The following is a 25,961-nucleotide window of genomic DNA, read 5'->3' as shown; positions in this document are numbered from 1 at the left end:
GGAGCCGGTACGGCGGGCGCGGTCAAGAATTTCCCCAGACGTGTAGGCCGTGTGTTCAGTCGACGGTCCGGCACCCGACCGGGTCGACGCTCGGCGGAGCACTTTCCGAGGCGGCGGCGGACGGGGCCGGCGTGGTCTTCGCCGGCGTTGCCGAGGCGGTGGCCGACGGCGCGACACCGGCGGCGTTGCAGATCGGCTTGAGGTTCGGGTTCGAGGGCTCCTCGCTGGTCAGGCCGGCCAGCGTGGAACGGGCGGCGGCCTGGTTGTCGGCGTGGATGCCCTGCTTGACGCGCTCCTGGGCGACCGACGTGAGGTCTTCCAGGCTGACCTGGCTGGTCTCACTCACGGTCGACAGGTCGACCCCGGCGATCTGGCCTGGCACGCCCTGGAAGATGGCGAGCTGACCCGCGTCGGTCGCGCCGACGTAGTACTGGTCCTGGGTGTACTTCCAGCCCAGCCACAGGCCACCGCCGAGCACTCCGAGCAGCACCAGCACCATGAGCGCGGTCCGGACCGGGTGGCCGGAGGGCTCCGGGTCCCGGTCGTAGCCGTTGGTGGCCGGTTCCGGTTGGGCCGGGCGGGGCTGCGGCTTGAGCGCCGCGGCCCGGGCCGCCGAGGTGGAGCTGTCGGCCACCGTGGTGTTGCCCCGGTCGAGGGAGGCCGCGCCGCCCACGATCGGCGCCTGCTCGACGATGCCGTCGACGGCGTCGGCGATGATCACGGTGATGTTGTCCGGCCCGCCGCCACGGAGGGCCAGTTGCACCAGCCGCTCCACGCACGCCTTCGGGTCGGTGAGCTCACGCATGGTCTGCCCGATCGTCTCCCCGCTGACCACGCCGGAGAGTCCGTCGCTGCAGATCAGGTAGCGGTCGCCCTTGAGCACCTGGCGTACTGAGTACTCGGGGTCGATGTCCCGGCCGTCCAGCGCCCGGGTGAGCAGCGACCGCTGTGGGTGGCTGCTCGCCTCCTCGGGACTGACCCGGCCCTCGTCGACCAGCATCTGGACGTACGTGTCGTCCTTGGTGATCTGCGAGAACTCACCCTTGCGCAGCAGGTACGCACGGGAGTCCCCGATGTGCACCATGCCGAACTTGCTGCCGGAGAAGAGGACCGCGGTGAGCGTGGTCCCCATCCCCTCCAGCTGAGGGTTGGCGTCGACGGTGTCCCGCAACTGCTGGTTGGCGGTTCCGACGGCGTGCCGGAGCGCGTCGACCATGGCGTCCCCGGGGACGTCTTCGTCGAGTGGCGCCATGGCGGCGATAACGATGTTGGACGCGACGTCACCGGCGGCCATGCCGCCCATGCCGTCCGCGACAGCGAGAAGTCGCGGCCCGGCGTAGACGGAGTCCTGGTTCAGGTCTCGGATCAGACCGCGGTCGCTCTGAGCGGCATAGCGCAGGGTCAGGGTCATGGCCGTAACTCGAGAGAAGTGCGCCCGATCCGGATCGGAACGCCAAGGGGGACTGGAGTGGGTCCGGAGACCTTACCGCGATCAAGGTACGTGCCGTTGGTCGAGCCGAGGTCCTCCACGAACCACTGGCCTTCACGGGGCACCAACCGGGCGTGCCGGGCCGACGCGAAGTCATCCGTGATGACGAGCGTCGAGTCCTCGGCGCGGCCGATCGTGATCGGGGCTTCACCGAGCGTGATGCGGGTGCCGGCCAGTTGACCGGCGGTCACGACGAGTTGCCGCGCCGCCTTACCGCGTTTCGCCTTCGCCGGCCGGCCCTGGAGCACCGCGCCACCCACCCCCCGAGGGCTGGCGACGATGCTCTTGGACCGGCCACCGGCGAAGAGATCCCGGCGGATGACCCCGACCACCGTGAACACGAAGATCCACAGAAGGATGAGGAAACCGAATCGGGCGACGGTGAGGACGAATTCGGGCAAGGTCGCTAGCCGTCCACTCGGAAGGTGAGCGTGGTGGTGCCGAGCTGGATCATGTCGCCCGGGTTGAGCGCGACGGCGGACACCCGCTGGCCGTTGACCATGGTGCCGTTCGTCGAGCCCAGATCGGTCAGCACGACCTGGTTGCCGTCGTAGTCCAGTCGGGCGTGGCGCCGCGAGATGCCGACGTCGGGCAGGCGAAGGTTCGCCTGGTCGCCACGGCCGATCACGGTCGAGCCCATCTGCAGCGGGTAGGTCCGGCCGTCGCCGGAGACCAGGCCGACGCTGCGCGGGCCACCGTGGTGCTGCTGGTAGCCACCCTGCTGATGCTGGTCGTAGGGCGAGTACTGCGGGCCGGCGTCGTACGCGGGCTGCTGCACCGGGGCGACCTCGCCGCCGGTGTACACCTCCGCGGTGACCCGGAACATGCCCGTGTCCAGTCCGTCGCCACGCTCGATCTCGACGATCACGTCGCCGTAGACCGTCCAGGCCTGCTCACCGATGAACTCGGCCTGGGACTGCGCCAGCTCCTGGGCCAGCGCGGCGGCATAGGGCGCCAGCCGACTGTGGTCGTATGGCGACAGGTCGATCACATAGCGGTTGGGCACGAGGGTGCGGCCACCGGCGAGGATGGCCTTGTGCGCCTCCGCCTCCCGCTGCATGGCATTCAGAATCTCCACAGGGTGCACGACACCCTTGAACACCTTCGCGAAGGCCCCTTCGACCAGGCCTTCCAATCGCTTCTCAAAGCGCTGCAGCACGCTCACCGGCTCCTCCTCGGGTTCCGAGGACATGATGGTATCCGGCGGCCGCTTGCGCATCCTTAGCCCAAGAGCTGCCGGCACTTCTGACCCTCGTATGACCGCCTCTGACGCCGTGCTAGTGTTTCCAGCGTCGCGAGGCGGTATCTACTCGCTTGGTGACCTGCGACAGCGTAGTCTGTCGCAGCCAGTAACAACGAAGCAGGTTCGACCAGCCCGCTTCGACCGAGAAGGTCGGATGTATGATCTTCGAGGCAAGTCACATGGGGATGTGGCGGAATGGCAGACGCGCACGGTTCAGGTCCGTGTGTCCGAAAGGACGTGGGGGTTCAACTCCCCCCATCCCCACGAGTCGCTGAAGCGCTCTCGGCCCGCTTTGCGGACGAGGGCGCTTCGTCGTTTCCGGGCTCGGGCGATTCAGTCGCGCTTTCGGGTGGCTACAAGATCAACCCCTTTGGAGTACGGGTGATCGCCGGAATTTCACGTCAACTTTCGGGTGAAGGTGTGAGGGGCGTTATGCTCGCCGCCTCATCGGTTCTCAGGGTGGAGTGACGGTCGTGACAGCGACTAGTGCGGGTGTCGGACAGGGCAAGCGCAACGTTCTCGGTGTGCTCGTGGATGCGACCGACTATGCGACCGCGACCGCCCAGATCATCGAGGCCGCCAAGGAGCGGCGCGGGTTCGCCGTGACGGCGCTCGCGGTGCACGGCGTGATGACCGGTGTCGAGGATCCCGCCCACAACGCCCGGCTGAACTCGTTCGATCTGGTCACACCGGACGGCCAGCCGGTCCGCTGGGCACTGAACGTGCTGCACAAGGCCGGCCTGACCGACCGGGTGTACGGACCCGAGCTGACTCTCCGGGTCGTCGAGCAGGCGGCCGCCGAGGGCCTGCCCGTCTACCTGTACGGGTCGACCGAGCCCACCCTGGAACGGCTGGTCCCGGCCCTGATGGGGATGTTCCCGTCGCTCCGGATCGCCGGTGTCGAGGCGTCCAAGTTCCGGAAGTCCGAGCCCGGTGAGGCGGAGGCGATCGCCGAACGGATCAAGGCGTCCGGCGCCCGCGTGGTGCTGGTCGGCCTGGGCTGCCCCCGGCAGGAGATCTTCACCTACGCCATGCGCCCGCTGCTGGACATGCCGCTGCTGGCCGTCGGCGCCGCCTTCGACTACCACGCCGGCCTGCTGAAGAACCCGCCCGCGTGGATGCAGCGGTACGCGCTGGAGTGGCTGTGGCGCCTGGGCCTGGAGCCGAAGCGGCTGTGGAAGCGGTATGTACTGCTCAACCCGGCGTACCTGAGCCGCCTCGCCGTTCAGCGGCTGGGCCTGTGGAAGGCGACCCCGCCGGCGCCCGCCACCGAGCGGGTCCACGAGTTCGCCGTCTGACCGACCGGATCTTGTTTCGGACAGTGCGTCGTAGATCACTGTCCGTTCTAGACGGAGCGTTCTAGAGCGCCTACGCACAGTGCCGTGGAACCCCTACGGGTGCCCGGTCCGGGCATATCCCGGTTTCGGTACGGACGCGCGCGGTGAACGCTGTCGATGTGAACACCGTCGTGGACGTCTTCCTGATCGGCACTCTCGCCGCCGTCTGGCTCTCCGCCGGGCTCCTGGTCGACGGGATGCCCGCCGCCGTGACCGCGCGTCAGCTGCGCCGCCGTGCCGGGCTGCTCTCCGCGCTGGTCGGCGCGGGCGTCACGGTGTTCGCCGCGATCCCCCTGGTCGTCGCCCTGGTGCCGGGTGTCTCGGCGGCGCCGGCCGCCGCACTGCTGCCGGGCGTACCGGCACTGGTCGTCCTGACCGCGACCCTGCGCCGGCTCGGCTGGGTGCGCCGCGGCGCGGGGGCGTTCGCCGCCGCGCCGCTGACGCCGGTTCCGCCGGCTCTGCGGGCCGCCGCCGCCCACCCGCTGCTGTCCGCGCCGTTGCAGATCACCGGGGTGGCCGCGCTGGTGGGCCTACCGATCGCGGCCGGCCTGGTGGACGTGCCCGGCGGCGCGGCGACCGGCATGCTGGGCATCGCCGTCACGGTGATCGTGGTGACCGTCGCCGGCATCGGGATCCGGGCGGCGCTGCGGCACAGCCGCCTGGCCCCGCTGGTGCTGGCCCCGATCGGACGCCGGGACCGGGAGCGGGCGCCGGCCGGCGCCCGCTGATCGTCAGCGCTGTTTGGCTTCCTGGACGTAGAGCAGTTCCAGGATCGAGCGGGTCGCCTCGAACCAGCGGTCCAGCCAATCCGACGGCGGCAGCGTGCCCCGAGCCGGCAGCTCCAGCAGCAGTCCGCGGAGCAGCGGGTGGTCGGCCATCGACTGGTTCGACGAGTCGGACCAGGTTCCGGACGGGAAGACCGGCTCGCTCAGGTTCTGCAGATCCAGGGAGGGCAGCCTCGCGGCCCGGTCCAGCGGGCTGGTCGGCTCGATGCTGTGGGAACGCCCGGGCGACCGGGTCGGCAGGCCGGAGCTGGTACGGGACACCAGCTCACCGTCGCTGTGATCGCCCGTGAGGGCTTCCCGCCGGCCCTGCCGGTACGCGCTCACGCCCCCGCTGAAGCGGTCCTGCGCCGTCGACGAACCGCTGCTGAGGTTCTCGGAACCAATCGTCATCTCTACTGCCTTGCCTCGTCGGTGGTGTGTCCCGGCCCGTCAGCGCGGTCCGGTCCGCGCCTGGAGCTTTCAACGAGGCGAGTCGCGCACAGCGACGCGAATCGGGCAAATAGCAACGGATGGCCCGGCGATCGGATCACCGGGCCGGCCGCTCAGGCATCCTCAGAGGTCGAACTCGCCGTCCTTGGCCCCACCCACGAACGCGTCCCACTCCGCGGTCGTGAAGATCAGCGCCGGTCCTGACGGGTTCTTCGAGTCGCGCACCGCGATAGCCTCGCCGACGAATGCGACCTCGACACAGTTGTCGCAGTTCGGCCCGCTCCGCGTGCTCTTGAACCAGCGTGCCTGGTTCAGATCGACTCGGAGGCCCTTCGCCTCGATTTCCACAATGGCTCCTCTGCCAACTTTTCGATCATTTCAATGGACGCCTCCGGATCCAGGGCGGCAGCCCGGATGGTGCCGAACACCTCGCGGAACTTGCGGAGTTCGTCGTCCTTCTCCAGAAAGAGCCCACCGGCCGCGTTCTCGGCGAACACCAGGGCGGGGTCACCGTCCGAGGGGAAGTCGAGGATCGCGAACGCGCCGTCCATGGCGGCGTGCGCGCCGACCGCGAACGGCAGGATCTGGAGTGTCACGTTCGGCAGGCCGGCGGCCTCGACCAGATGTCGCAACTGATCGCGCATGACCGCGTCGCCACCGACCGGGCGACTCACCACCGCTTCATCGAGCACCACCCAGAGATCGATTGGATCGTCCTGAATCAGTAACGACTGCCGTTCCATACGGACGCGGACCCGTTGCGCGATTTCCTGATCGGGGTCATCCCATCGGGCGGATCGAATGAGAGCCATTGCGTACTGCTCGCTCTGCAGAAGGCCCGGAATGACCTGCTGCTCGTACGCCTGAATTGATCTAGCTTCGGCCTCGAAGCCGACATACGTGCTGTTCAGGACGGTGGAGAAGGGGTGCCACCAACCTTTCTTTCGGGCGTCTCGCGAAATTTCAACTAACTCTCCTGAAATGTCCGGATCGACCCCATAAATAGCTAACATGGCGCTCACGTCAGGCGGACTGGCGGTGGTATGCCCGGTTTCGATCCGGGATATCTTGGATGTCGAGCAGCCCAGCCGCTCGGCGACCACATCAATCGTCACGCCGGCCGCCTCGCGATACCTGCGCAGTTCCACCCCGAGGCGGCGTCGACGGACGGTGGGACTGCGACGTCGATTCACCCGATCAGTCTCCCGAGCCACTCATGATCGTTCAAGCACATTGGATGATCACGGAGAATCACGGAAGCGTGACATGCAACTTGCATCGACGAGACTGGTGGTGCAATCTTTCCGTATGGCTTGCATCACTTAACGTTCTTGAGAGACGCGGGCAAGTCCGACAAATAACATCAAGACGACGTCCGATACGGGGCGCCGAGCCACTTCCGGTCCACGATGGACCTCACCCCGAAGCCGGGTAGATGTGATCGGCGATAGTGACGTTCCGCAACCTCCTTCGATGGTCAAACCCGTCGGAGGCTTGCAAGGGCGTATCAAACCGGCAAACTGGTGCGCCTAGGTCACCAAAGTCCATCTACACGGGTCTCAGGGCAGGAGATGACGTGGTTCTACCTCGGTCCGGTGATGTCATTCACGTGACGAGAGCGGCGAGTGTCCAATTCTCATCACCGATGCTCTTCAGGGTCATCCGGGTCCACGACTGGCCGACCTACGAGGGTTGGGTCTGGCTGGACGGCTACGAACTGAACTCGGCCGGTGACGCGGTCGAACGCCGCTCGATCTTCGTACAGGTCAATGGTCTGCGCCCGGCCGGGAAGGCGCCCGATCCGCGCCTGCGCAACAGCCGTCAGCCGGCCAGCCGTCCCGGGGTGACCCCCGCACGGACGGTCCGCACCCCGCGCTGATTCAACCTCCGATGGAGGACGCCGGTGTCGCCGGAGACGGGTCGCCCGTCCGCGCGGTGGCCACGATGAGGGTCACCCGGGTGTCCGACGGCACCTGCTGACCCTCCGCGGGGTCGCAGTTGATCACCGTTCCCGGCTCGGCGTCGCTCTCCCGGCGGATCACCCGGTAGCCCAGTCCGGAGCGGGTCAGTGCCGCCTGTGCGTCGGCCAGCGGCATCCCGCGCAGCGCGGGCACGGTCACCTCGCGATCCGCCGCGTCGGTCGTCGGCGGTGTGGTGATCGTCTCGGTGACCGTGGGCGGGGTCGTCACGCCGGGATCGGCCGGCTCGGTCGTCGTCGCGCGCACGGCGGGTGTGGCCGGAGTCTCCACCTCGCCGTCCGAATCCCGCACGATCACCATGATGCCGAAGCCCAGCAGCCCGAGCAGGACCAGCGAGACGGTGCCGATGGCGATCGGCGTCCACCAGCGGCCGGACGGCTCGGCGGGCCGGCCGTCGGCCCAGTCGCCGTCCTCGTCGAACTCGTCACGGCGATAGGCCCCGTACGGCCGGACACCGGCCCGGCCGGTCCACACGTCCGAGCCACGGTCCTCCGGTCGCGGGGACGGCTCCTCATCCACTGACGACAACGGGCGGGTCTCGTCATCCCGCTCGGGTTCGCGCTCCTCGGGCATCACCGCGCCCCTTCCGCTCCGTACATCCGCGCTAGTCGCAGCGTCAAGGTATCGAATCTTGCGGCCTGGTTGTGGTTTCCACCAGCCGTAAAGCGGCCGAGTGCCGCCGATCGGCGACCATTTCCCAGACATCGGCGAAGACCAGTACAGTGCCCGGCATGGCCGAGAATGGCTGGACAACACAGGCTGCCACCGCGGCCGGCATCGCGGCCGGGACCGGGGCCGCTCAACTGGGTCTGGGCTACGGCCTGGGTGTCATCACCTGGCCGGTCACGCTCTCCGACGCCGACAGCGTCTGGCTGGGCAGCCTCGGCTGGGCGACCTGGATCACGGCGAGCGCCACGGTGCTCGGCGCGGTCATCGCCGGTCGGCTCCGAGCCGAACGGCCCGGCCGGTGGCGGGCGCTCTGGCGGTTCGCGCTGGCGACGGCCTCGGCGATCGGCGCGCTGGTGTCGGTCGTGCTGGTCGCGCTACCGGCCCGGTCCGCGGTCCGCGCCGACACCCTGTCCCCCCAACTGGTCGCCAGTGGTTATGCGCTCGCCGGTCTGCTGGCCGGCCTCGTGGTCGCGTTCTGGGCGGTGTCGTCCACCCCGGTCGCGGCCAACCTGATCGGCACCGCGCTGTGGCTGTGGACACTGGCCATCTCCGGCGTGGTGGCCGAGCTTGTCACCGGGCGGGACTTCGCCACCTACCTGACCAGCTGGCAGTTCGCCGAGTCGGTGAGTCCCGTCCGCTACGGCGGGATCTACTGGCCGAGCGCCCTGCTGACCCTGGTCGCGGCATTCGTCATCGGCCTGGTCGCGGCCGGCCCGGCGGCGCTGAAGGGCGATCTGGGGCTGGGCACGGCGATCTCCGGCGCGGTCGGGCCGCTGCTGGTCGCCTTCTCGTTCCTCACCCTGGCGCCACTGTTGACCGAGGCGATGGGGCCGCTGCAGTCGGCGTACCTCATCGCTCCGTACGCCGTCCTCGCCGGTATGGGCGGATCCGCGCTCACCGTGGCCCTGGTGACAGGCCGGCGCGGTCGGCTCACTCCCGTCCCCGTCCCGAAGACGGAAAGCGCCCCGGCGAAGCCGGCCAAGGCGACCGGCCGGGTGACCGCACCCGCGCCGGCAAAGGCGACGCCTTCCACCAAGCCGGACGCCAAGCCGGACCCGGCCGACCCGGAGATCGCCGAGGCGTCCCGCCCGACCGGCCGCACCCCGGCCAAGCGCCGCAACGGCAACGGCGACACCGCCCCACGGTCCACCATCACCCCGCCGCCGGCCAGCCCGACGGTGGCCCGGATCAACCCGGACGATCCCAAGAAGCCCGGCAAATAACCTCAGATCGGCCAGGTGTGCACCGGCTCGTTGGTGCGCTGGAATTCGAGGTACCGCTGCGTCATCTCGCGCAGCGCCACCGCGCGGTCCAGGCCGCGTTCCTGGACGGTACGGACCGTCTCGCTCTGCCAGACGGCGCCGTTGCGCCGGGTCCGGCAGCGGTCCTCGATGATGCCGAGGAACCGGTCACGATGCGCCGGGTGCACCCCGTACCGGTCCAGACCGGAATGGGCGCGGGGAAGCAGCACGTCGCGCACCAGATCGGTCACCGGCACCTCGCCGAGGCCGGGCCAGAACAGCCGGGCCTCGATCCCGTCCCGTGCTCCGGTCCGGAAGCCGGCCTCGGCCGCCGCGAAGTCCAGGCACGCCCAGAGCGGCGGATCCTCCTCGGCGAGCTGCCGGACGAGTCCGAAGTAGAACGCCGCGTTGGCCAGCATGTCCGCCACGGTGGGGCCGGACGGCAGGACCCGGTTCTCCACCCGCAGGTGCGGACGGCCGCCGGTAACGTCGTAGACCGGCCGGTTCCACCGGTAGACGGTGCCGTTGTGCAGGCGCAACTCGGGCAGTTCGGGGATGCCGCCGGCGGCCAGGACGGCGACCGGGTCCTCGTCACCGAGTTCCGGCAGCAACGGTGGGAAGTACCGGACGTTCTCCTCGTACAGATCGAGGATCGATTCGATCCATCGATCGCCGAACCAGACCCGCGGTCGTACGCCCTGGGCCGCGAACTCGTCCGGGCGCGCATCGGTGGCCTGCTCGAAGAACGGGATCCGGGTCTCCGCCCAGAGCCGCCGCCGGTAGAGGAACGGCGCGTTGGCGCCGAGCGCCAGCTGAACTCCGGCGATCGCCTGGGACGCGTTCCAGTACCGGGCGAAATCGGCCGGGTTGACCCGCAGGTGGAACTGCGCGCTCGTGCAGGCGCCTTCCGGAGCGATGGTGTCGCTGCTGGTCCGCAGCCGCTCCGGGCCCTGGATGTCGATCCGGAAGGCGTCACCGCGGGCGCCCGCGATCTCGGCGTCCAGCGCGCGGAACCGCTCGTTGTCGGAGATGTCGCCGAGCACCAGCTGACCGGCGGTGAGGGTGGGCAGCATCCCGATCAGGATGAGCCGGGTCTCCCGTTTGCGGGCGGAGTCGCCGGCCGCACGCAGGGCTTGCAGGATCTCCCGCTCGTAATCGCCGAGCCCGTCGCCGGCCAGCGACCGGGGTGGCACGTTCAGCTCGAGGTTGAACCGGCCCAGCTCCAACTGGAAGCGGGGATCGGCCAGGTCGGTCAGGACCTCGGCGTTGCGCATGGCCGGGGCGGCCTCCGCGTCGACCAGGTTGATCTCGATCTCCAGGCCGGTGGTCCGGTCGCCGGCCTCGATCCGGCCCTCCTCGAGCATCCCGGTCAGCGCATCGAGGCCACGGCGGACCCTCCGCCGGAACAGCACCCGATCATGCGGCGAGAAGACGGCGGTCACCAGTTCCTTGCCCATGTGCTGCCCTCCCGGGACGGCTGGGGACGAAACGGATATCGATCACCGCTCTGTGAACGAACGACTGCGCTCGGTTCACCCTGCCATCCCTCGCGGACGACCGCCAGCCATCCGGATACACGGAGAACGCCGCCCGGAACCGGGCGGCGTTCTCCGATGAGGACGATCAGCCCTGCTGCAGGATGGCCTCGCCCTCGATCTCGATCTTGATCTTCTTGCCGATCATCACGCCACCGGTCTCCAGGGCCATGTTGTAGGTCAGGCCCCAGTCCTCCCGGTCGATCTCGGTGTGCGCGCTGAACCCGAAGAGATGCTGCCCGTACGGGCTGGTGGTGGCGCCCTCGAACTCGACGACCAGCTCGACCGGCCGGGTGACGCCCTTGATGGTGAGCTCGCCGTCGAGGACGAACTCGGCGCCCGCATGCGACTTCACGCCGGTGCTGCGGTACTCCATCGTCGGGTACTTCTCGGCCTCGAAGAAGTCACCGGTACGCAGGTGGTTGTCCCGGTCGACCTGGCCGGTCTCGACGCTGCCGGTCTTGATGGAGGCGACGACCGAGGACTCCAGCGGGTTCTCCGCCACGGTGACGGTCGCGGTCGCCTCGGCGAACTGGCCGCGAACCTTGCTCACCATGAGGTGCTTCACCACGAAGCCGACCCGCTTGTGCGCCGCGTCCAGCTCGTAGGTGCCGGCGGCGGGAATCTGGAGGCCTTCGAACTCACGGGTGCTGACGGTCATGACACTGCCTTCTCTCGAAGCTCGGTCCGGATGCTTGTCTGACGGAGCAACTATATGCGCCGCAATATTCCTCCTGTCAAGTGCCTGCTAGAGTCGAAGCGTGAACACGGACCTGGACGACCCACGCCTCACCGCAGTCGGGCTGCTCGCGGAGGCCTACACGGGCCTGATGAACCGGCTGGCCGCGCAGTTCGAGGAGCACCGCCTCTCCCCGGTGGAGTTCGAGGTGCTGATGAGGCTGGCCCGGTCACCCGGCAATCACCTGCGGATGACCGATCTGGCCGGGCAGACCACCCTGTCCACGAGCGGTGTCACCCGGGTCGTCGACCGGATGGAGCGCAGCGGGCTGGTCCGTCGTGAGGCGTGCCCGAGCGACCGGCGCAGCTCCTACGCGGTCATCACCGACGAGGGCATGCAGCGGCTCACCGAGGTCCTGCCGGGTCACCTGGAGCTGGTTCAGCGGTGGTATGTCGGGTTGCTTCCCGAGGAGCGGCTGACCCAGCTGCTGGATTCGCTGCGCACGGTCCGGGACGCGGTCAACCCGTGCGCGACGGCGGGCAGCACGGAGTCCGCGCTGCCCGCCTGATCGGTCACTACAGTCCGAGGCCTCGCGCGATGAGCATGCGCTGCACCTCGGAGGTGCCCTCGCCGACTTCGAGGATCTTGGCGTCACGGTAGAACCGGCCGACCGCGGACTCGTTCATGAATCCGTAGCCGCCGTGCACCTGAGTGGCGTACCGGCTGTTCTCCATGGCGGCGTTGCTGGCGTTCAGCTTGGCGATCGCGGCGTACCGCTTGAACTCCTCGCCGGCGAGCATCCGGGCGGCGGCGTCGTAGTAGCCGAGCCGGGCCACGTGGGCGCGCATGTCCATGTCCGCGATCAGGAACTGGACGGCTTGGTTGGCGCCGATCGGCCGGCCGAAGGCGGTGCGGTTCCCGGCGTACGTCACCGACTCGTCGACGCAGCCCTGGGCCAGGCCGACCGAGAGCGCGGCGATCGCGATGCGGCCCTCGTCGAGGATGCGCAGGAACTGGGCCAGGCCACGGCCGCGTTCGCCGAGCAGATTGGCGGCCGGCACCCGGACCTCGTCGAAGGACAGCTCGTGGGTGTCCGACGCGCACCAGCCGACCTTCGAGTAGCCCGGCGCCACCGTGAACCCTGGCGTGCCGGACGGGACGATGATGGTCGACAGCTCCTTGCTGCCGTCCGGGTTGATGCCGGTCACCGCCATCACCGTGACCAGGCAGGTGATATCGGTGCCGGAGTTCGTGATGAACGCCTTGGTCCCGTTGATCACCCATTCGCCGGTGCTCTCGTCGAGCACCGCCCGGGTGGTGGTGCCGGCCGCGTCCGACCCGGTGCCCGGCTCGGTCAGGCCGAAGGCGGCGAGCGCCTCACCGCTGGTCAGCCGGGGGAGCCACTGCTTCTTCTGCTCGTCGGTGCCGTACCGGAAGATCGGCATGGCGCCCAGCGAGACGGCGGCCTCCAGGGTGACGGCGACCGAGCTGTCGACTCTGGCCAGCTCCTCCAGGGCCAGGCAGAGCGCGAAGTAGTCGCCGCCCATCCCGCCGTGCTCCTCCGGGAAGGGAAGACCGAAAAGGCCCATCTTTCCCATCTGGCGCACGATCTCGTACGGGAAGGTCTTGTTCTCGTAGTGCTCGGCGATCACCGGCGCGATCTGCTCCCGCGCGAACTGCCGCACACTGTCGCGCAACTCCGCATACTCATCACCGAGCCGGAAGTCGACCATTGCCCCATCCTTAACGCTCGTTAGGCTTAACGGACGTTAGGTTATCTCACTGTTCGGGAGGCGGCAACGACGAACGGGAGTCTCCTGGTCGAGGAGACTCCCGTCCGTTTCACTGCTACCGGCGCTGTGGAGTAGCGCCGGCGGTCATCGGCGTCACTTGCCGATGCGGGTCGCGCCCGGGACCGGCGCAACCCAGCCTCCCACCGTGTGCGGTCAGCGCAGGGTGTCGAGCAGGTCGAGGCCGCCGAAGTTGCCCGAGCCGACGCCGCCCAGGTCCTTGGTCAGCGCGGAGACCGGGGAGTTCTCGTTCGTCCGGCCACCGTTGCCCTTGCCGTACTTGTCCGGGCTGACGTCGTTGTCGTCGGCCGGGTTCTCGAAGTCGTCCTTCGTGTCGGCCGGGAAGTCGTCGCCGCGGTTGCCGCCCTTGTCGTACCCGGCGTTGGCGTTGGCCTTGCCGCCCTTGACGCCCTTGACGCCCTTGGCGGCCTGGTCGCCGCGGACGTCGTCGCCCGGCGCCCACTGGTTGCCGTCGCCCTTGACGATGCCGTTGCCCTTGAACCTCGGCCGCCGGTCGCCGGGGTAGTAGTCCCGCGGGCCGTCCGGGCCGAGGTCGCCCAGGAACTCGTCGCAGTCGTCGAGGATGTAGTCCGGAACCGGGTAGTACGGCACATAGTTGTGCACCGGCACGATCCCGTAGTCGGGGCCCTCGTCGTCACCGGGGAAGAAGCCGCCCGGGTAGCCGTCGCCGGGGAGAACGCCGCCGGGGAGGATCCCGCCGCCACCGGGGAAGCCGCCACCGGGGAAGCCGCCGCCAGGGAAGCCGTCACCGGGGAAGCCGCCACCGGGGTTCTGGCCGCCGCCCGGGTGACCGTTGTCCCGGTTGAAGCTGATCGGCTGGCCACCGCCGCCACCGATCTGGTTCGCGCAGATGCCGTTCGCGCTCGCGAAACCGAGCACGCCGATCGCGTTGCCGCACGCGTTGATCGGGATGTTGATCGGCACGGACACCTGGTTGCCGTTCAGGAGACCGAAGTTGCCGGTGGTGACCTGGTCGCCGGAGCCGCCCCCGGCAGCGGTGGCGCTCTCGGTGCGCTTGCCGGCCTTCTTGCTCTCCTGCGGGTGGGCCATGCGGTAGGTCGGGCCGATCTGGTTCGCGCAGATGCCGCTCGCGGTCGCGCTACCGAGCAGCGCGAGGGCGTTGCCGCACGCGTTGATCGGGACGTTGATCGGCACGGACACCTGGTTGCCGTTCAGGGCGCCGTAGTTGTTGTAGCTCAGCTGGTCCGGGCTGCTGCCGCCGCCGGGACCGCCGCCCCAGATGCTCTCGGGGGTCCGGGCGGACTCCACCTGGTTGGCGCTGACGCCCTTGGCGGTCGCATGGCCGGCCACGGCGGCGGCGTTCCCGGTCACGTTGACCGGCACGTTGACCGGCACGGCCACCTGGGTGCCGTTCAGAGCGCCGTAGTTGTTGAACGAGCGCTGCTTGGTCCGGCCACCGGCGTTCTCGACCTTGTTGGTGCCGGCCCCGAACGCCTGCGCCGAGCCGAGGGCGCCCGCCGAGTTGCCGACCAGGTTCACCGGCACGGTGATCGGCATGGCGACCTGGGTGCCGTTGGCCGCGCCGAAGTTGTTGAAGGTTGCCTGGTCGACGTCGGCCTGGGCGACCGCGGCCGGGGCCAGCAGGAGGGCACCGGCGGCCAGGACGCCGACACTCAGAGTCTTACGAACCCAAGTCTTCTTCATCAGAAAAGATTTGCCTTTCGCAAATGGTCAGCAATTGTTTCCGCGTATTCATTTGTCTGGTCCGGAACCACAGTTTTTGGGCGCAGCGGTGCCCTGGCGCTATTTCCAAGCCCTGACTCCGCCTGTCGACACGCGCCCTGAGGTGACGCTTCGATAGCGGTGAAGGTGATGCCCTCAAGTCCTTGACGATTCGCCGCTTGTGCGCAAACGGTTCAGGAATCGCTGTCCGGACGCCCTACGAAGCGCCGGTGGAGGGTAGGCGGAACGCCGTCACTAGTCAGGCGAGACGGTCGGTGCCTCGGCGTCGTTCCGCCGGGCCTCAACATCGGCCGCTACCGGCAGCTGGTGGTTCGCCACCGCGCCGTTCGCGAGCCTGGCCGGAAGGACGGCTACCGAGCCGGCCTCCGAAGACGATCCCGAGCCGCTGGCCGGGATGCCGCTGACTGCCCCGAGGTTCATGCCCCGTGGCGTGGGCCCGTCATCGGGCACCTCGTCACGGGCGGTCTCCGGCGCCGGCCGGGCGGCCGGAATGCGCCGTTGAACGTGGGACCTGAGCTGTGCCCTGGCCTTACCGGCCACGACCTCAGCCTTTTTCGGCTTCGCCTTTCCGGTACGCACGACGACCGGTTTCTCCGGCCGTTTCGTATCCGGCACGGCGGCCGTGACGTCGACGTCGGTCACCGGGGCCGCAGCGGCCACCGGCGGTTCCGGCGGAGACCCCACCGGAACCGGTTCGGTCTGCGCCCGGTCGTCCACCGGTCCACCGCTGGCACGCGGTGCAGCGGCCGCCGTTCGCAGCGACGCGCCGACGGGCTCGCCGTCGATCGCGGTCACCTCGTCCACGATCTCGTCGATCGCCTCCACCGGCATGGACGTCTCCAGCGGCCGGACAGCCGCTTCAAGGAGCTCGCCGACCGTGGGTTCGTTCCCGGTCACCGTCGCTACCTCGGACAACGCGGACCCGAGCAGGTCCTCGTGGTCCGCGGCGTGCGCGGCGGAGCCGGTGAGCAGCCAGGCCGCTCCGGCCAGGCCTCCGACGACGAATGCACGCAGGATCCACCGGGATCCGGTGCGGCCCGCGCGGCGCTCCGTCCGCCGCTCCGCCCCCTGGCTGTGGGACGGCATGAGCGGGGAGCCGCCAAGGGCGCCCGGCAGAGACCGGCTCGTCGCGCGCTCGTCGCGCTCGACCCCCCAGCCCGCCATGGCTTTCACCCCTCGTCGTCACGGTGACCGATTAGCCCTGTTCACTAGAAACAGGCGGTATTGGCCACTCGGTATTGGTAACGACGGGAGCGAGCCGGAAGTCACGCGGACAAATCGGAAAAATGATCGCAAGAAAAAGCAGCGAAAATCACACTTGTCCTTAGTGTCCGGTCAGCGCGTGGACCGTCGCGTCACGCAGCAAAGCGGCGCGGCGCGCCCGGTCCACCTCGCCGCCGAGGAACGGTGTGGAGTTCATCAGACCGAACGCCGCGTGAGCCAGCACCCGGGCCTCGGGCGCGGGCAGTTCCGGGCGGACCCGGGACAGCACGGCCACCCATTCCTCCACATAGAGCCGTTGCAGCTTGCGGATCTGCCGGCGCGGATCCTCCGGCAGCCGGTCCAGCTCGTGCAGATGCAGGGCGATCACCGCGGGGTTGGCCAGAGCGAAGTCGACATGGAAGTCGATCAGATCGGCGAGGGCGGCCTCCGCGTCGTCCGGATGCCGGACGACGCGCTCCTGGCCGCCCTGCAACAGGCTTTCACTGACCGGGATCAGGGCGGCGACCAGCATCGCCTCCTTGCCCGCGAAGTGGTGGTACAGAGCCGGGCCGGTGACGCCGGCGGCGGAACCGATGTCGTCCATCGACACGCCGTGATAGCCACGGGAGGCGAACAGGCCCACCGCGATTTCCAGAATCTCGTCGCGGCGCGACCGCCGCCGAGGCGCCGGTGGGGTGGTCCGGTGCCGCTGATCTACCGTCGTCACCTCGCAACTGTAACCCGATGTCAAGTCCGCACTGAACGGTCGTTCATCCCTGGACAGCCGCCCGCGCCTCGGCGTACAGGCCGGTGGCCAGCTCCCGGGTGGGCGATTCCGGACTCATCCGCTTCAGCAGATCATCGAGCACCCGCTCGGCCTCCCCGGGTGACCCGGAACGCAGCAGCGCCTCGGCCAGCATGCCCTCCAGCCGGTCGGCGTCGTCCACCGCGCCGATACCGCGCAACGGCTCGACCGCGCCCCGCAGGTGGGGCAGCGCCTCGGCGTAGCGGCCCCGGCGCATCAGCAGGTTGCCCACCTCGAAGGCGAAGGTGGATCGGCCCCAGACGACACCCGGCTGCGCGCCCAGCTCGGCGGGCAGTTCCGCGTACCGTCGCTCGGCGAACCGGATGACCTCCTCCGCCTCCGGCACCTCGTCGGCGTAGTTGAGCGCCATCAGCCGGCGGCGCAGCACCCGCAGCTCGGCGACCAGGTCGCCGGCCTCGTGCAACGCCGCGGCCGCGGCCCGGAAGGTCAGCGCGGCCTCGCTGTCGCGGTCCAGGTCGTACAGCAGCTGACCGGCCTGCTCACCGACCTGGCCCCGGCCTGCCGGATTGCCCTCCAACCGCTCGATCAGGTCGCGGTAGAGCTGGAGCGCCCGGCTGCTGTCGTCGAGGTCGCGGTAGATCGCGGCCAGCAGGAACCGGGTGTCGAGGGCCGGCTCCTCGGCGCCCAGCCGGTCGAAACCGAGCAGCGCCTCCTCGGCCACCTCGGCCGCCTCCGCCGGACGGCCGGCCTGCTTGTACGCCTGTGCCAGCTCGTGCCGGACGAAGACGCCACCGCCGTCGCCGTCACCGTTGGCCGCGACCAGCGCGACCACCTCGACGTAGTCGTCGATCGCCTCGTCCGGGCGGTCCAGATTCATCAGGGCGCGAGCCCGGTGCAGGCGGGACGGCAGCTCGGCGCCGGGCACACCGACCGCGAGCGCCTCGCTGAGCACGGCCACCGTCTCCTCCGGTGACTCGCTGAGCTGACCGACGAGCACGGCCGCCTCGGCGGCGGCCCGGGCCGGACCGTGCGCCCGGTAGAACTCCCACGCCAGACGGGCAGCCGCGCCGGCCTCCTCACTCCGGTCGGCCAGCGCACGGTTCTGCGCCCGGATCATCGCGTGGTACGCCACCCGCCGCGGATCACCGATCTCCTCGGCGAAGCGGTCCGATCGGTCACCGGCCTCGTTCGCCTCGTCCATCCGCTGCAAGAGTCGGTACATTTGAGACAGACGAACCCAGGCACTCGCCCGGCTGCGCGCGTCGCCGTGGGCGTCGTGATGGGCGGCATTCGCCTCCACCACGGCCAGCAACTCGTCGGTCGGCTCGTCGGTCCAGGCCTTCTGCACGGCCAGCCGGGCCCGCGTCATCCCGGCCTCGCCCGTGTCCCCGGCCTCGGTGAACAATGCGGCGGCCCGCTCCCAGGCGGACCTGGTCGCCGCGCCGTCGTCGTCCGGTGCCGCGAAACCGCGCAGCAGCCAGAGGCGGGCGGCCAGCGCCGGATCGGCGGGCACCTCGAACCGGGCGCCGAAGGTTGCCAGCACGGTCCGGAGGGCGTCCTCGCGGTCCTCCAGCCAGTGCTTCTCGGCTAGGTCGATCAGCTCCGCGGGCGTCGCCGCCTCCGGCACCTCCACCGGAGGTGTCACCACTCGCGGGGGCTCCGGCGTCACGATCTTCGTCTCCGGCGACACCGGGCGGCGCGCGGTCGGGGAGAGCGGAACGTTCACACCGTACGGTTTCGACTCCATCACCTCGGCCATCAGGCCGCTCTGGTGCCGGGTGCCGTTTCGTGCGTCGAACCGGGCCGCCGTCTCGAGGGTGAACGTCTCCAGCTCACCGGCGAGGGCCGAAGCGGTGACGTCCGCCCGGCCGGCCCGGCGGATCAGCGTGTCACCGTGGCCGAGCTCGGTGAGCCGGCGCAGCAGCAGAACCGCGGACGCCGCGAAGTTCATGGCGGCGGCCGGTGACGGCGCCTGGTCCAGCCAGTCGACGTGCCGTTGGAGGATCTCCAGGCCACGGTGCTCGTTACCGGTGCGCGCGCAGAACCGGACGTGATCGCCGACACCCCACAGGTCGGCCAGGTTGTTCCGCTCGATCATGTACGACCGGCGGTGCGCGTCGGCGGCCTCCCGCAGCCGGCCGGTCCGCAGGTAGACCGGCATCAGCTCGCTGAGGATGCTCTGCGGCTGCTCGGAACAGGACAGGTCACCGGCGAGCACCGGGCCGGCCAGTTCGGCGGCCTCCTCGTACCTCTCCTGGTCGGCCAGGTGGTTGACCAGGGTGGTCGGGTCGCAGCCGGCACAGTCGGAGAGCGTGTCGCGGGGCGCGGCCTGCCACTTCTCGAACCACTCCGCCACCTCGCCGGTCCGCCCGACATGCTGCGCCACCAGGTAACGGTGCTTGTAGACCGCCTGCATGCCGTGGCCGGATTCCCGGTACCGCCGCTCCATGTCGTCGAGCACCGCGTAGGTGCGCTCCAGCGGCACCTCCGGGAACTTGGTCAGGGAGTTGACCATGTTCTTGAACAGCCACAGCAGGTTGTGCATCCAGCGCTGGTGGTGCGGCCCCGGGTTGCGATCGAAATCCGCCACGCACCAGGAGAAGGTCGGGAACGCCTTCACCGGCTCGCCGCCGTAGATGTACGCGGTGGTCGCGAAGAGTCGCGCATAGAACCGCAGCGCCGGGTCGTCGGTCGTGTCGACGTGCCGGAGAACCTGCTCCACCAGGGCGATCTGCGCGGCACCGTACGGCAGGTGCTGCGCCTCTTCGAGCAGCTCCCACAGCTCCTGGGCGGTCTTCATCGGGTCTCCTCCCCCGGAACGGCCCGATCCAGCAGGCCGAGGAACGACGTGGTGAGCAGTGCGGCGTCGGCCGGGCGGATCGGGTGGTGGCCGAGCAGTAGCGCCTGCCCGTACAACGACTCGACGGCCAGGCCGGCGAGCTCGTCGTCACCCAGTGCGGCGATCCGGCGGATCAGCGGGTTGCGGTGGTTGAGGACCAACTGCGGCCGGTCGGCCGGCACGGTACGGGAGAGCGCGTCCAGCACCCCGCCCCACAGGTCGTCGGCCTGATCCCGGCCCGCGGTGAACTCGCCGTGGAAGGCCGCGGCACGGCTCACCAGGTACAGCGCGGGCATGGTGACCGGGTCGAAGGCGCGCACCACGACCTCGCAGCCGAGCCGGTCGAGCCGGCGCTGGGCGGCCGCCAGGAACGGTCGCAGCAACAGCTCGGTCTCCGCGTCCAGGCCGGTGAAGCGGGTGGTCAGATCGGTCGGGTCGAGCCGCTCGGCACGGACCTCCGGATCGGTGGCGGCGAGGCGCTGGATCAGCTCGGCGTCGTACACATACCCGCCGTTGATCAGGCCCACCTCCTGGGCCGCGGCGACACCCGCGAGCTGCCGGAACTCGTCGGCGGTGGCGGCGTACCGCAGGACACCGTGCCGGGCCCGGAACTCGGCGAGGGTCACCTCGCCCATGTTGGTCTGCATCGGGTACCACTGCTCGACCAGGCGCAGCATCTCGTCGTCGTGCAGGGCCAGTGCCTTCACGCCGAGGTGGTGGATGCTCAGGAACTCGGCAAGACGGCGCGGGTCGGTCGCCGACAACCGCACCAGCCAGCCGCGGAGCTGGTCGGCGATCGCCTCCCGGGTCTCGGCGAGCATGCCGTCGTCGTAGAGCGCCTCCCGGCTCGCGGTCGGCCGCAGCTCGGTGCTGTCGACCACGCAGCGGGCGAAGAAGGCCCACTCGGGCAGCAGGCCCTCGATGCTCTCGGAGAGCAGCATCCGCTTCAGGTAGACCCGGTGGCCGCCACGGCTCGCCGGGTTGACCGGGGTGGGCAGCACGAACGCGGCGCCGGTGAGCCCGGCGGACGGCACGTTCAGCTCGATCACGTCGAACGGGCGGAACCCGAGGGTGCGCTGCGCGTACGCCAGACGGGACTCGTGCGGCAGCTCCCAGGGCACGGTGCCGGTGGTGACCGCGCGGCCGTCGACCGACACGGCGACCGGGAGCAGGGAGCCGTAGGTGGTGGCGAGGTCGGCCACCGTCGAACCGGTCAGGAAGTGCTCGGCACCGCGGCGGGGCAGCAGGGTGACCGTGGTGCCCGGCTCGCGGTCGTCGCCGGCACGCACCGCGTAACGGCCGTCCGAGTAGCCGGTCCAGAGCACCGGGGCAGCGCCCTCCCGGCGGGTGTGCACCCGGATCTCGTCGGCGACCAGGAAGCAGGAGAGCAGGCCGATGCCGAACTGGCCGAGGAACTCGTGCCGGGCGAAGCCCAGCTCGTCGCGCTTCGAGCTGCGGCCGATGGTGGCGAGCAACTCGTGGACCTGCGCCTCGGTGAGGCCGATGCCGTTGTCGTCGATCCGCAGGGTGCCGTCGCCGGTGGTGTCCGACGAGGCGATCGTCACCACGCCGTCGTGCCCGGGGCCGATCGCCGTGATCGCATCCACGGCGTTCTGCAGCAGCTCCCGGACATACACGCGGGGGCTCGCGTAGAGGTGATGACTGAGCAGATCGACGATGCCCCGCAGGTCGACCTGGAACGTGTTGCTCACGGTGCGGCACGGTACCGGTTACCTACGACAAAATCAGACCGATATCGCTCGGTGAGTCGCACTGATCGCGACGGCCCCCGTTGGACCGGCCTCCGGCACGATCCACCGTCGCGATCAGCGCTTCCCACCCTCCCGCCGAGCCGTCAGGTAAGGCGTCGCCGGCGTCTCCCGGTTGGCGACCAGGAGCGTGACCAGGACCAGCGCCAGGGCAATCGGCCAGCAGCGCTGGGCCGTCGTCCACACCCCGTCCATCGGGAGCAGCCAGGGCGAGCTGCGATCGGTGAAGAACAGGCTCACCACCAGGACGACCCCCTGAACGACCGGCCCGAGAAGCGCACCGGACGCGTCGTCCCGGTAGCGGGCACCGACCGCGGCGGCCGCCACCGGCAACAGCCCGCACACCGCCGCCTGGAGGATCACGAATCCGTGCGGCCAGGTCACGGCCGGGCCGGCCGCATTCCGGACGGCGAGGTAGAGCAGGCCCCAGACCAGGACGGACGGCACCAGCAGCAGGGCGATCCGCAACCACTGCCGCCGCCAGCGCGGCAACGGACTGATCACTGTGGACGCCATCAGATCCGGCAACGCGAACCCCGCCGCGGCGCCGAGCACGGCCGCCGCGATCCGCAGGTCGATCACGATCATGGCGGGCGGCGGGTCCTTCAGAAGCACCGGAAGCTGCGCCACGACGGCCAGCAGCACCGCCCCGGCGAAGGGCCACCACGGCACAGCCCGGATCAGGTGCGGGGTCAGGGGCCGGGTCACGTGCAGACCCCACGGTCGTCCGGGGCCATCGTGCCGGCGGCCGGCGAGGCCGGCGGCTCGGTGGGGATCGGCGGCGGTTCCAGGGTCACGCCGAGCCCGGCCAGCGCGGTCGATGACGGGTCGAGGACCTCGGACCAGTGCTCAGCAAGGTAGCTCGCCACCCTGTCCTGTGGCATGGCCAGCAGGCTCTCGGCGGCCTGGATCTCGGCCGGCCCGTACCGGGTCCGGGGCAGCGTCCATCCTTCGCCCGGTGCGGCCCGGCCCAGCATCCACAGGCCGACAACCGTCCGGTGCTGGCCCGACGCGTCGCAAGTGAGCCACGCCATGGGGTCCCGGGTGAGAATCCCGATGCTGGTCGACACGTAGTCGCGGGTCATCCTGCGCTGTGAGTCCCCGGCCCAGCCTCCGATCCGCCCCCAGCTGTCCGAGATGATCATTTCGGGATAGCCGGGAGTCATCGGCTTCATGTCGTCCATGGTGGCGATCTGCCGGATGGAGGGGCGCCGGGCGCCCGGTGGGAGAAGGGACGCGACCGGCTCGACGGCGTCGCGCCAGTACTCGATCCATGGCGCGTATCCGGGCAGGGCGCAATAACGCACCTCGGCATGAACCCGGCAGTCGAGCATCTCCGGAGCGGTCCGTCGCAGCGCCTCCTCCGCGTCGACGAAGTCAGGGGTGATCGCCGCCTCGTGCTGGACGGCGTAGCCGGCGAACACCACGGACACGGCCGCGATCACCGCCGACGCCCGGCGGGCGGCCGGCCAGGACGCCAGGGCGACGGCCGCCACCAGCAGGCCGGCGAGGTAGAGCAGATGCCATCCGTGCGGGTAGCGATATCCGAAGTCCCACTCGACGAAGGTGACCGGCCAGAAGCTGATGTCCGCACTGTCAACGAAGACGAACGGCACCGAGAGGGCCAGGAAGATGGCGACCACGGCGAGCGGCCCGGTCACGGCGGCAGGCAGGATCCGGCCGGCCACCAGGCCGATCGCCGCCCCGATCGGAGGGATGACGACCACCACGACGGCCGCCCAGGGCTCGAATCGCCCGACCGGCCAGGTCGGCAGCAGGAGCAGCAGGATCGCCGCATAGAGAACGAGCCCGGCGAGGGCCGCGATCGGAACCACCGCGAGCTGCCCGAGACTGCGCCGGCCGGGACCGGTGGGCATGGTGCGCATGGTCTCCACGGCCTGGGCCCGGTGGTCGCGCGCGACCGCCATCTGAGCGGTGATCAGCAATGCGGCGGCCAGCACCACCGCGGCCATGCCGCTGTTCTCGTGGAACGTCTCCCAGGTCGGCAGCCGGGTCCAGGACCAGGCCAGGCCCGAGACGATGGACAACACCAGCCCGGTCCAGAGGAAGGGGCTGCGCCAGACCCGGCGAGCCTCGGCCCGGGCCAGCGCGATGGTCGCCACCCGCGGGGACGGGACCGGGCGCCCGGTCCGCTCGACGGTGATCGTCACCGGACCACCTCGGCGATCGCCGCCCGGCCCAACAGCATGAGGTACCCGTCCTCGATGGACGGCCGGGTCGCCTCGGCGCCGTCCGGCTGCTGCCCGATGGCCCGGTAGAGCCCGTCCGCATTGCGCCAATACGCCGTATTTCCCTGCGGTGGTGACTCGGACAACCACACCTGCCCGTCGGCGACGCCGGCCAGCTCGCGAGGGCTGCCCTCGAAGACCACCCGGCCACCGCTCATCACCACGACCCGCTCGCAGAGCGCCCCGACGTCCTCGGTCTGGTGCGTCGAGAGCAGCACGGTGCGGCGCTCGCCGATGCGGGAGATCAGCGCGCGGAAGAGCATCCGCTGCTCGGGGTCGAGGCCGACCGTCGGCTCGTCCAGGATCAACAGCTCCGGGTCGCCGAGCAGCGCCTGGGCAAGGCCGAGCCGCTGCCGCATGCCGCCGGAGAGCTTGCGCACCTTCGTCTTCGCCCGGTCGGTGAGCTCGACCTCGTCGAGCACCCGCCGGACCTCGGCGCGACGCTGCCGCGTATCGGTGATCTCCTTCAGCACCGCGACGTAGTCGAGCAGGTCGTACGCCGTGAAGTTGGGATACAGACCCGGATTCTGTGGGAGGTAGCCGATCCGGCGCCGCACCTCGGTGCGCTGTGCGGGCACGGCAGGGTCGAACCCGCGCACCCGGATCGAACCGCTGTCCGGGCCGAGCGCGGTGGCCAGACAGCGCAGCAGGGTGCTCTTGCCCGCGCCGTTCGGCCCCAGCAGGCCGGTCACGCCGACCCCGATCTCCAGGTCGACGCCGTCGAGCGCGGTCAGCGATCCGTAGTGTTTGGACACTCCCTGCACGGTGACCGTGGTCATCGGCTCTCCCCCAGGTCGAAGTGGCGTCGCCGCCGGATCAGGACGGCCACGGCGGCGGCCGCCGCGGCGAGGTAGACGAACTGCGCGATCGGGCCGAACACGAACGGGATGAAGACCTCGGACCGGACGCCGAGCCCCCAGGACACCCCGGCGAGCCAGAGGCCGCCGAGCGCGACCGCCGCGGCCTGGAGGGACCAGGCCGTGGCCAGCGCGAGCGTGCCGGTGCAGAGCAGCAACGCGGGCAGCAGCCAGGCAGCCGCATACCACCCCGGACCGGGCATCAGGAGCCCGGCGACGCCGGCCAGCGCCGTGGCGGCGCCGATCACCGCAATCGCCCGCCACAGCACCAGGGCCGGACCGGCCGAGGGTGTGGTCCCGGTGATCTCGTGCATCGGGTCGATGCCCGAACCGTAGGCGCCGGAGACCGCGACCACCGGCAGGACCGGGGCGAGGACCAGGAACAACCGGCTCGCCCCGCCGGTCTCGCCGACCGCGGCCAGCGAGGCCGCGATCACCGCGAGGGCGACGACCGACAGCGTGGCGATCAGCCACGACCAGCGCAGCGCCGGGGTCGCGGTGAGCAGCCGAAACCGGTGCTCGGGCAGGCCCACCCGGGTCAGCAACCGCTGGACGGGACCGGCCTGCGGGGCGTGGACGTTGTCGAAGACGATCGACCAGTTTCCGGTCAGCCAGGTGATGTCGACCGGAACCCGGCCGCGGCACGTGGCGCAGGCCGACATGTGCGCCTCCACCGCCATGACCCGGCTCGGGTTGAGAACGCCCTGCTCATACTGCTCGAATAGCTCCGGGTCCAGATGCCACTCGCTCATGTCAGCAGCTCCCTCAATCTGCTCCGGGCCCGCATCAGCCGGGTCTTGGCGGTGCCCTCCGGAATGCCGAGCAGCTTCGCCGCCTCCCGGACGGTGAGCCCGTCCAGCGCGGTGGCCTCGATCAGGTGGCGCAGCTCGGGGGACAACCGGTCCAGAGCCGGGCCCAGGGCGCCGTGCTCGACACCGAGCAGCACCAGCTCCTCGGCGGAGGGTGTGGTGGTCACGTCGGGCAGCTCGCCGGAAGGGCTGCTCAGCCAGCGATGCGCCGGGCCACGTAGGGCCGAGAGCAGCCGGCGGACCGCGATGGTCCAGAGCCAGGCGGCCGCGTCGGCGCGCTCCTCCTCGTACCGTTGAGCGTCTTTCCAGACCGCGACGAAGGTGTCCTGGATCGCGGCATCGACCACATCGGGGTCCGCGCAGCGTCGGCGAAGCCGGGCGCGCAGCCAGCCGGCATGCCGGTGGTGCAGCAGGCGCAGCGCCGCGGTCTGCCCGTCGGCGATGGCGCGCAGCAGGTCAGCGTCACTGCTCTGCTCGCTGACCGGCGGCACCGGTCGAAATCTTCTCCGTCGCACATCTGGACTATCGCCGATGGCCCCGGATTCGGTTCACGAGAAAACGGCGCCGC

The 25,961-nt window shown here is 70.1% G+C and carries 25 protein-coding genes and 1 tRNA gene; 6 read left to right on the top strand and 20 right to left on the bottom strand.

Annotated elements, in window-relative coordinates; all coding sequences use genetic code 11:
• Positions 1-55: 55 nt before the first annotated feature.
• From KZ829_RS30700 to KZ829_RS30690, 3 genes are read right to left on the bottom strand one after another with little or no spacing between them, the layout of a single operon-like run.
• Entirely contained in the window at positions 56-1,411 is a 1,356-nt protein-coding gene (locus KZ829_RS30700; protein WP_220147356.1) for a PP2C family protein-serine/threonine phosphatase, read from the bottom strand.
• On the bottom strand, positions 1,408-1,890 hold the full coding sequence (locus KZ829_RS30695; protein WP_043525772.1) for an FHA domain-containing protein FhaB/FipA: 483 nt from the start codon (positions 1,888-1,890) through the stop codon (positions 1,408-1,410). The genes KZ829_RS30700 and KZ829_RS30695 overlap by 4 nt, the downstream gene beginning before the upstream one ends.
• A 5-nt stretch (positions 1,891-1,895) precedes the next feature.
• Positions 1,896-2,681 (bottom strand): FHA domain-containing protein, encoded by a 786-nt coding sequence (locus KZ829_RS30690; protein ID WP_183225796.1) that lies wholly within the window; start codon positions 2,679-2,681, stop codon positions 1,896-1,898.
• Between the two features lie 232 nt (positions 2,682-2,913).
• Here KZ829_RS30690 and KZ829_RS30685 point away from each other — a divergent pair.
• The 3 genes from KZ829_RS30685 to KZ829_RS30675 all read left to right on the top strand — a co-directional run bounded on the left by KZ829_RS30685 (position 2,914) and on the right by KZ829_RS30675 (position 4,797).
• A tRNA-Leu gene (locus tag KZ829_RS30685) sits at positions 2,914-2,996 on the top strand.
• A 209-nt stretch (positions 2,997-3,205) separates the two neighbouring features.
• Positions 3,206-4,030, top strand: a complete 825-nt coding sequence (locus KZ829_RS30680) for a WecB/TagA/CpsF family glycosyltransferase (protein WP_220147355.1) — start codon at positions 3,206-3,208, stop codon at positions 4,028-4,030.
• 143 nt (positions 4,031-4,173) lie between these two features.
• Entirely contained in the window at positions 4,174-4,797 is a 624-nt protein-coding gene (locus KZ829_RS30675) for a hypothetical protein (protein ID WP_220147354.1), read from the top strand.
• A gap of 3 nt (positions 4,798-4,800) precedes the next feature.
• Here KZ829_RS30675 and KZ829_RS30670 read toward each other — a convergent pair whose 3' ends face one another.
• From KZ829_RS30670 to KZ829_RS30660, 3 genes are all read right to left on the bottom strand, one after another.
• Positions 4,801-5,244, bottom strand: a complete 444-nt coding sequence (locus KZ829_RS30670; RefSeq protein WP_220147353.1) for a hypothetical protein — start codon at positions 5,242-5,244, stop codon at positions 4,801-4,803.
• 162 nt (positions 5,245-5,406) lie between these two features.
• Positions 5,407-5,625, bottom strand: a complete 219-nt coding sequence (locus KZ829_RS30665; RefSeq protein WP_372441892.1) for a DUF397 domain-containing protein — start codon at positions 5,623-5,625, stop codon at positions 5,407-5,409.
• Positions 5,595-6,476, bottom strand: coding sequence for a helix-turn-helix domain-containing protein (locus KZ829_RS30660; RefSeq protein ID WP_220147352.1), 882 nt, complete (start codon positions 6,474-6,476; stop codon positions 5,595-5,597). The genes KZ829_RS30665 and KZ829_RS30660 overlap by 31 nt, the downstream gene beginning before the upstream one ends.
• A gap of 383 nt (positions 6,477-6,859) precedes the next feature.
• Between KZ829_RS30660 and KZ829_RS30655 the strand changes: the two genes are divergently transcribed.
• Positions 6,860-7,162: a hypothetical protein gene (locus tag KZ829_RS30655; protein WP_220147351.1), complete on the top strand. Its 303-nt coding sequence runs from the start codon at positions 6,860-6,862 to the stop codon at positions 7,160-7,162.
• A gap of 1 nt (position 7,163) precedes the next feature.
• On the opposite strand, the gene KZ829_RS30650 is transcribed toward KZ829_RS30655, so the two are convergent.
• The gene (locus tag KZ829_RS30650; protein ID WP_220147350.1) at positions 7,164-7,835 is read right to left on the bottom strand and encodes a PASTA domain-containing protein; all 672 of its coding nucleotides are present in this window, start codon (positions 7,833-7,835) and stop codon (positions 7,164-7,166) included.
• Positions 7,836-7,993: 158 nt separating this feature from the next.
• Between KZ829_RS30650 and KZ829_RS30645 the strand changes: the two genes are divergently transcribed.
• The gene (locus KZ829_RS30645; protein ID WP_220147349.1) at positions 7,994-9,154 is read left to right on the top strand and encodes an A24 family peptidase; all 1,161 of its coding nucleotides are present in this window, start codon (positions 7,994-7,996) and stop codon (positions 9,152-9,154) included.
• A gap of 2 nt (positions 9,155-9,156) precedes the next feature.
• Here KZ829_RS30645 and KZ829_RS30640 read toward each other — a convergent pair whose 3' ends face one another.
• Together KZ829_RS30640 and KZ829_RS30635 are read right to left on the bottom strand one after the other, a co-directional pair.
• Positions 9,157-10,629: a glutamate-cysteine ligase family protein gene (locus tag KZ829_RS30640; RefSeq protein ID WP_220147348.1), complete on the bottom strand. Its 1,473-nt coding sequence runs from the start codon at positions 10,627-10,629 to the stop codon at positions 9,157-9,159.
• A gap of 166 nt (positions 10,630-10,795) precedes the next feature.
• On the bottom strand, positions 10,796-11,368 hold the full coding sequence (locus KZ829_RS30635) for a YceI family protein (protein WP_220147347.1): 573 nt from the start codon (positions 11,366-11,368) through the stop codon (positions 10,796-10,798).
• Between the two features lie 100 nt (positions 11,369-11,468).
• On the opposite strand from KZ829_RS30635, the gene KZ829_RS30630 reads away from it, so the two are divergent.
• A complete protein-coding gene (locus tag KZ829_RS30630) occupies positions 11,469-11,954 on the top strand; it encodes a MarR family winged helix-turn-helix transcriptional regulator (protein ID WP_204296596.1) in 486 nt (161 codons plus the stop codon).
• A 7-nt stretch (positions 11,955-11,961) separates the two neighbouring features.
• Here the strand turns inward: KZ829_RS30630 and KZ829_RS30625 are convergent, their stop codons facing one another.
• From KZ829_RS30625 to KZ829_RS30575, 11 genes are all read right to left on the bottom strand, one after another.
• Positions 11,962-13,119: an acyl-CoA dehydrogenase family protein gene (locus KZ829_RS30625; RefSeq protein WP_220147346.1), complete on the bottom strand. Its 1,158-nt coding sequence runs from the start codon at positions 13,117-13,119 to the stop codon at positions 11,962-11,964.
• A 213-nt stretch (positions 13,120-13,332) separates the two neighbouring features.
• Positions 13,333-14,862 (bottom strand): chaplin, encoded by a 1,530-nt coding sequence (locus tag KZ829_RS30620; protein ID WP_220147345.1) that lies wholly within the window; start codon positions 14,860-14,862, stop codon positions 13,333-13,335.
• A 273-nt stretch (positions 14,863-15,135) separates the two neighbouring features.
• Positions 15,136-16,065, bottom strand: coding sequence for a hypothetical protein (locus KZ829_RS30615; protein WP_220147344.1), 930 nt, complete (start codon positions 16,063-16,065; stop codon positions 15,136-15,138).
• Positions 16,066-16,225: 160 nt separating this feature from the next.
• Positions 16,226-16,831: a TetR/AcrR family transcriptional regulator gene (locus KZ829_RS30610; protein ID WP_220147343.1), complete on the bottom strand. Its 606-nt coding sequence runs from the start codon at positions 16,829-16,831 to the stop codon at positions 16,226-16,228.
• A gap of 43 nt (positions 16,832-16,874) precedes the next feature.
• Positions 16,875-19,670 carry an ATP-binding protein gene (locus KZ829_RS30605; RefSeq protein ID WP_220147342.1) on the bottom strand — a complete coding sequence of 932 codons (2,796 nt, stop codon included), beginning with the start codon at positions 19,668-19,670 and terminating at the stop codon, positions 16,875-16,877.
• Positions 19,667-21,421 carry an HSP90 family protein gene (locus KZ829_RS30600; RefSeq protein ID WP_220147341.1) on the bottom strand — a complete coding sequence of 585 codons (1,755 nt, stop codon included), beginning with the start codon at positions 21,419-21,421 and terminating at the stop codon, positions 19,667-19,669. Before KZ829_RS30600 ends, KZ829_RS30605 begins: the two co-directional genes overlap by 4 nt.
• A 114-nt stretch (positions 21,422-21,535) precedes the next feature.
• Complete coding sequence (locus tag KZ829_RS30595) at positions 21,536-22,186, bottom strand: hypothetical protein (protein WP_220147340.1); 651 nt, start codon at positions 22,184-22,186, stop codon at positions 21,536-21,538.
• On the bottom strand, positions 22,183-23,649 hold the full coding sequence (locus tag KZ829_RS30590; RefSeq protein WP_220147339.1) for a hypothetical protein: 1,467 nt from the start codon (positions 23,647-23,649) through the stop codon (positions 22,183-22,185). The genes KZ829_RS30595 and KZ829_RS30590 overlap by 4 nt, the downstream gene beginning before the upstream one ends.
• Positions 23,646-24,506, bottom strand: a complete 861-nt coding sequence (locus tag KZ829_RS30585) for an ABC transporter ATP-binding protein (RefSeq protein ID WP_220147338.1) — start codon at positions 24,504-24,506, stop codon at positions 23,646-23,648. The genes KZ829_RS30590 and KZ829_RS30585 overlap by 4 nt, the downstream gene beginning before the upstream one ends.
• Complete coding sequence (locus tag KZ829_RS30580; RefSeq protein ID WP_220147337.1) at positions 24,503-25,336, bottom strand: cupin domain-containing protein; 834 nt, start codon at positions 25,334-25,336, stop codon at positions 24,503-24,505. The genes KZ829_RS30585 and KZ829_RS30580 overlap by 4 nt, the downstream gene beginning before the upstream one ends.
• The gene (locus KZ829_RS30575; RefSeq protein ID WP_220147336.1) at positions 25,333-25,884 is read right to left on the bottom strand and encodes an RNA polymerase sigma factor; all 552 of its coding nucleotides are present in this window, start codon (positions 25,882-25,884) and stop codon (positions 25,333-25,335) included. Before KZ829_RS30575 ends, KZ829_RS30580 begins: the two co-directional genes overlap by 4 nt.
• Positions 25,885-25,961: the final 77 nt, after the last annotated feature.

Source organism: Actinoplanes hulinensis (genome assembly GCF_019429605.1).
In the GTDB taxonomy this organism is placed as follows: domain Bacteria; phylum Actinomycetota; class Actinomycetes; order Mycobacteriales; family Micromonosporaceae; genus Actinoplanes; species Actinoplanes campanulatus.
Note: the sequence above shows the minus strand (reverse complement) of the source record. Positions and strands in the feature narration are given on the sequence as shown.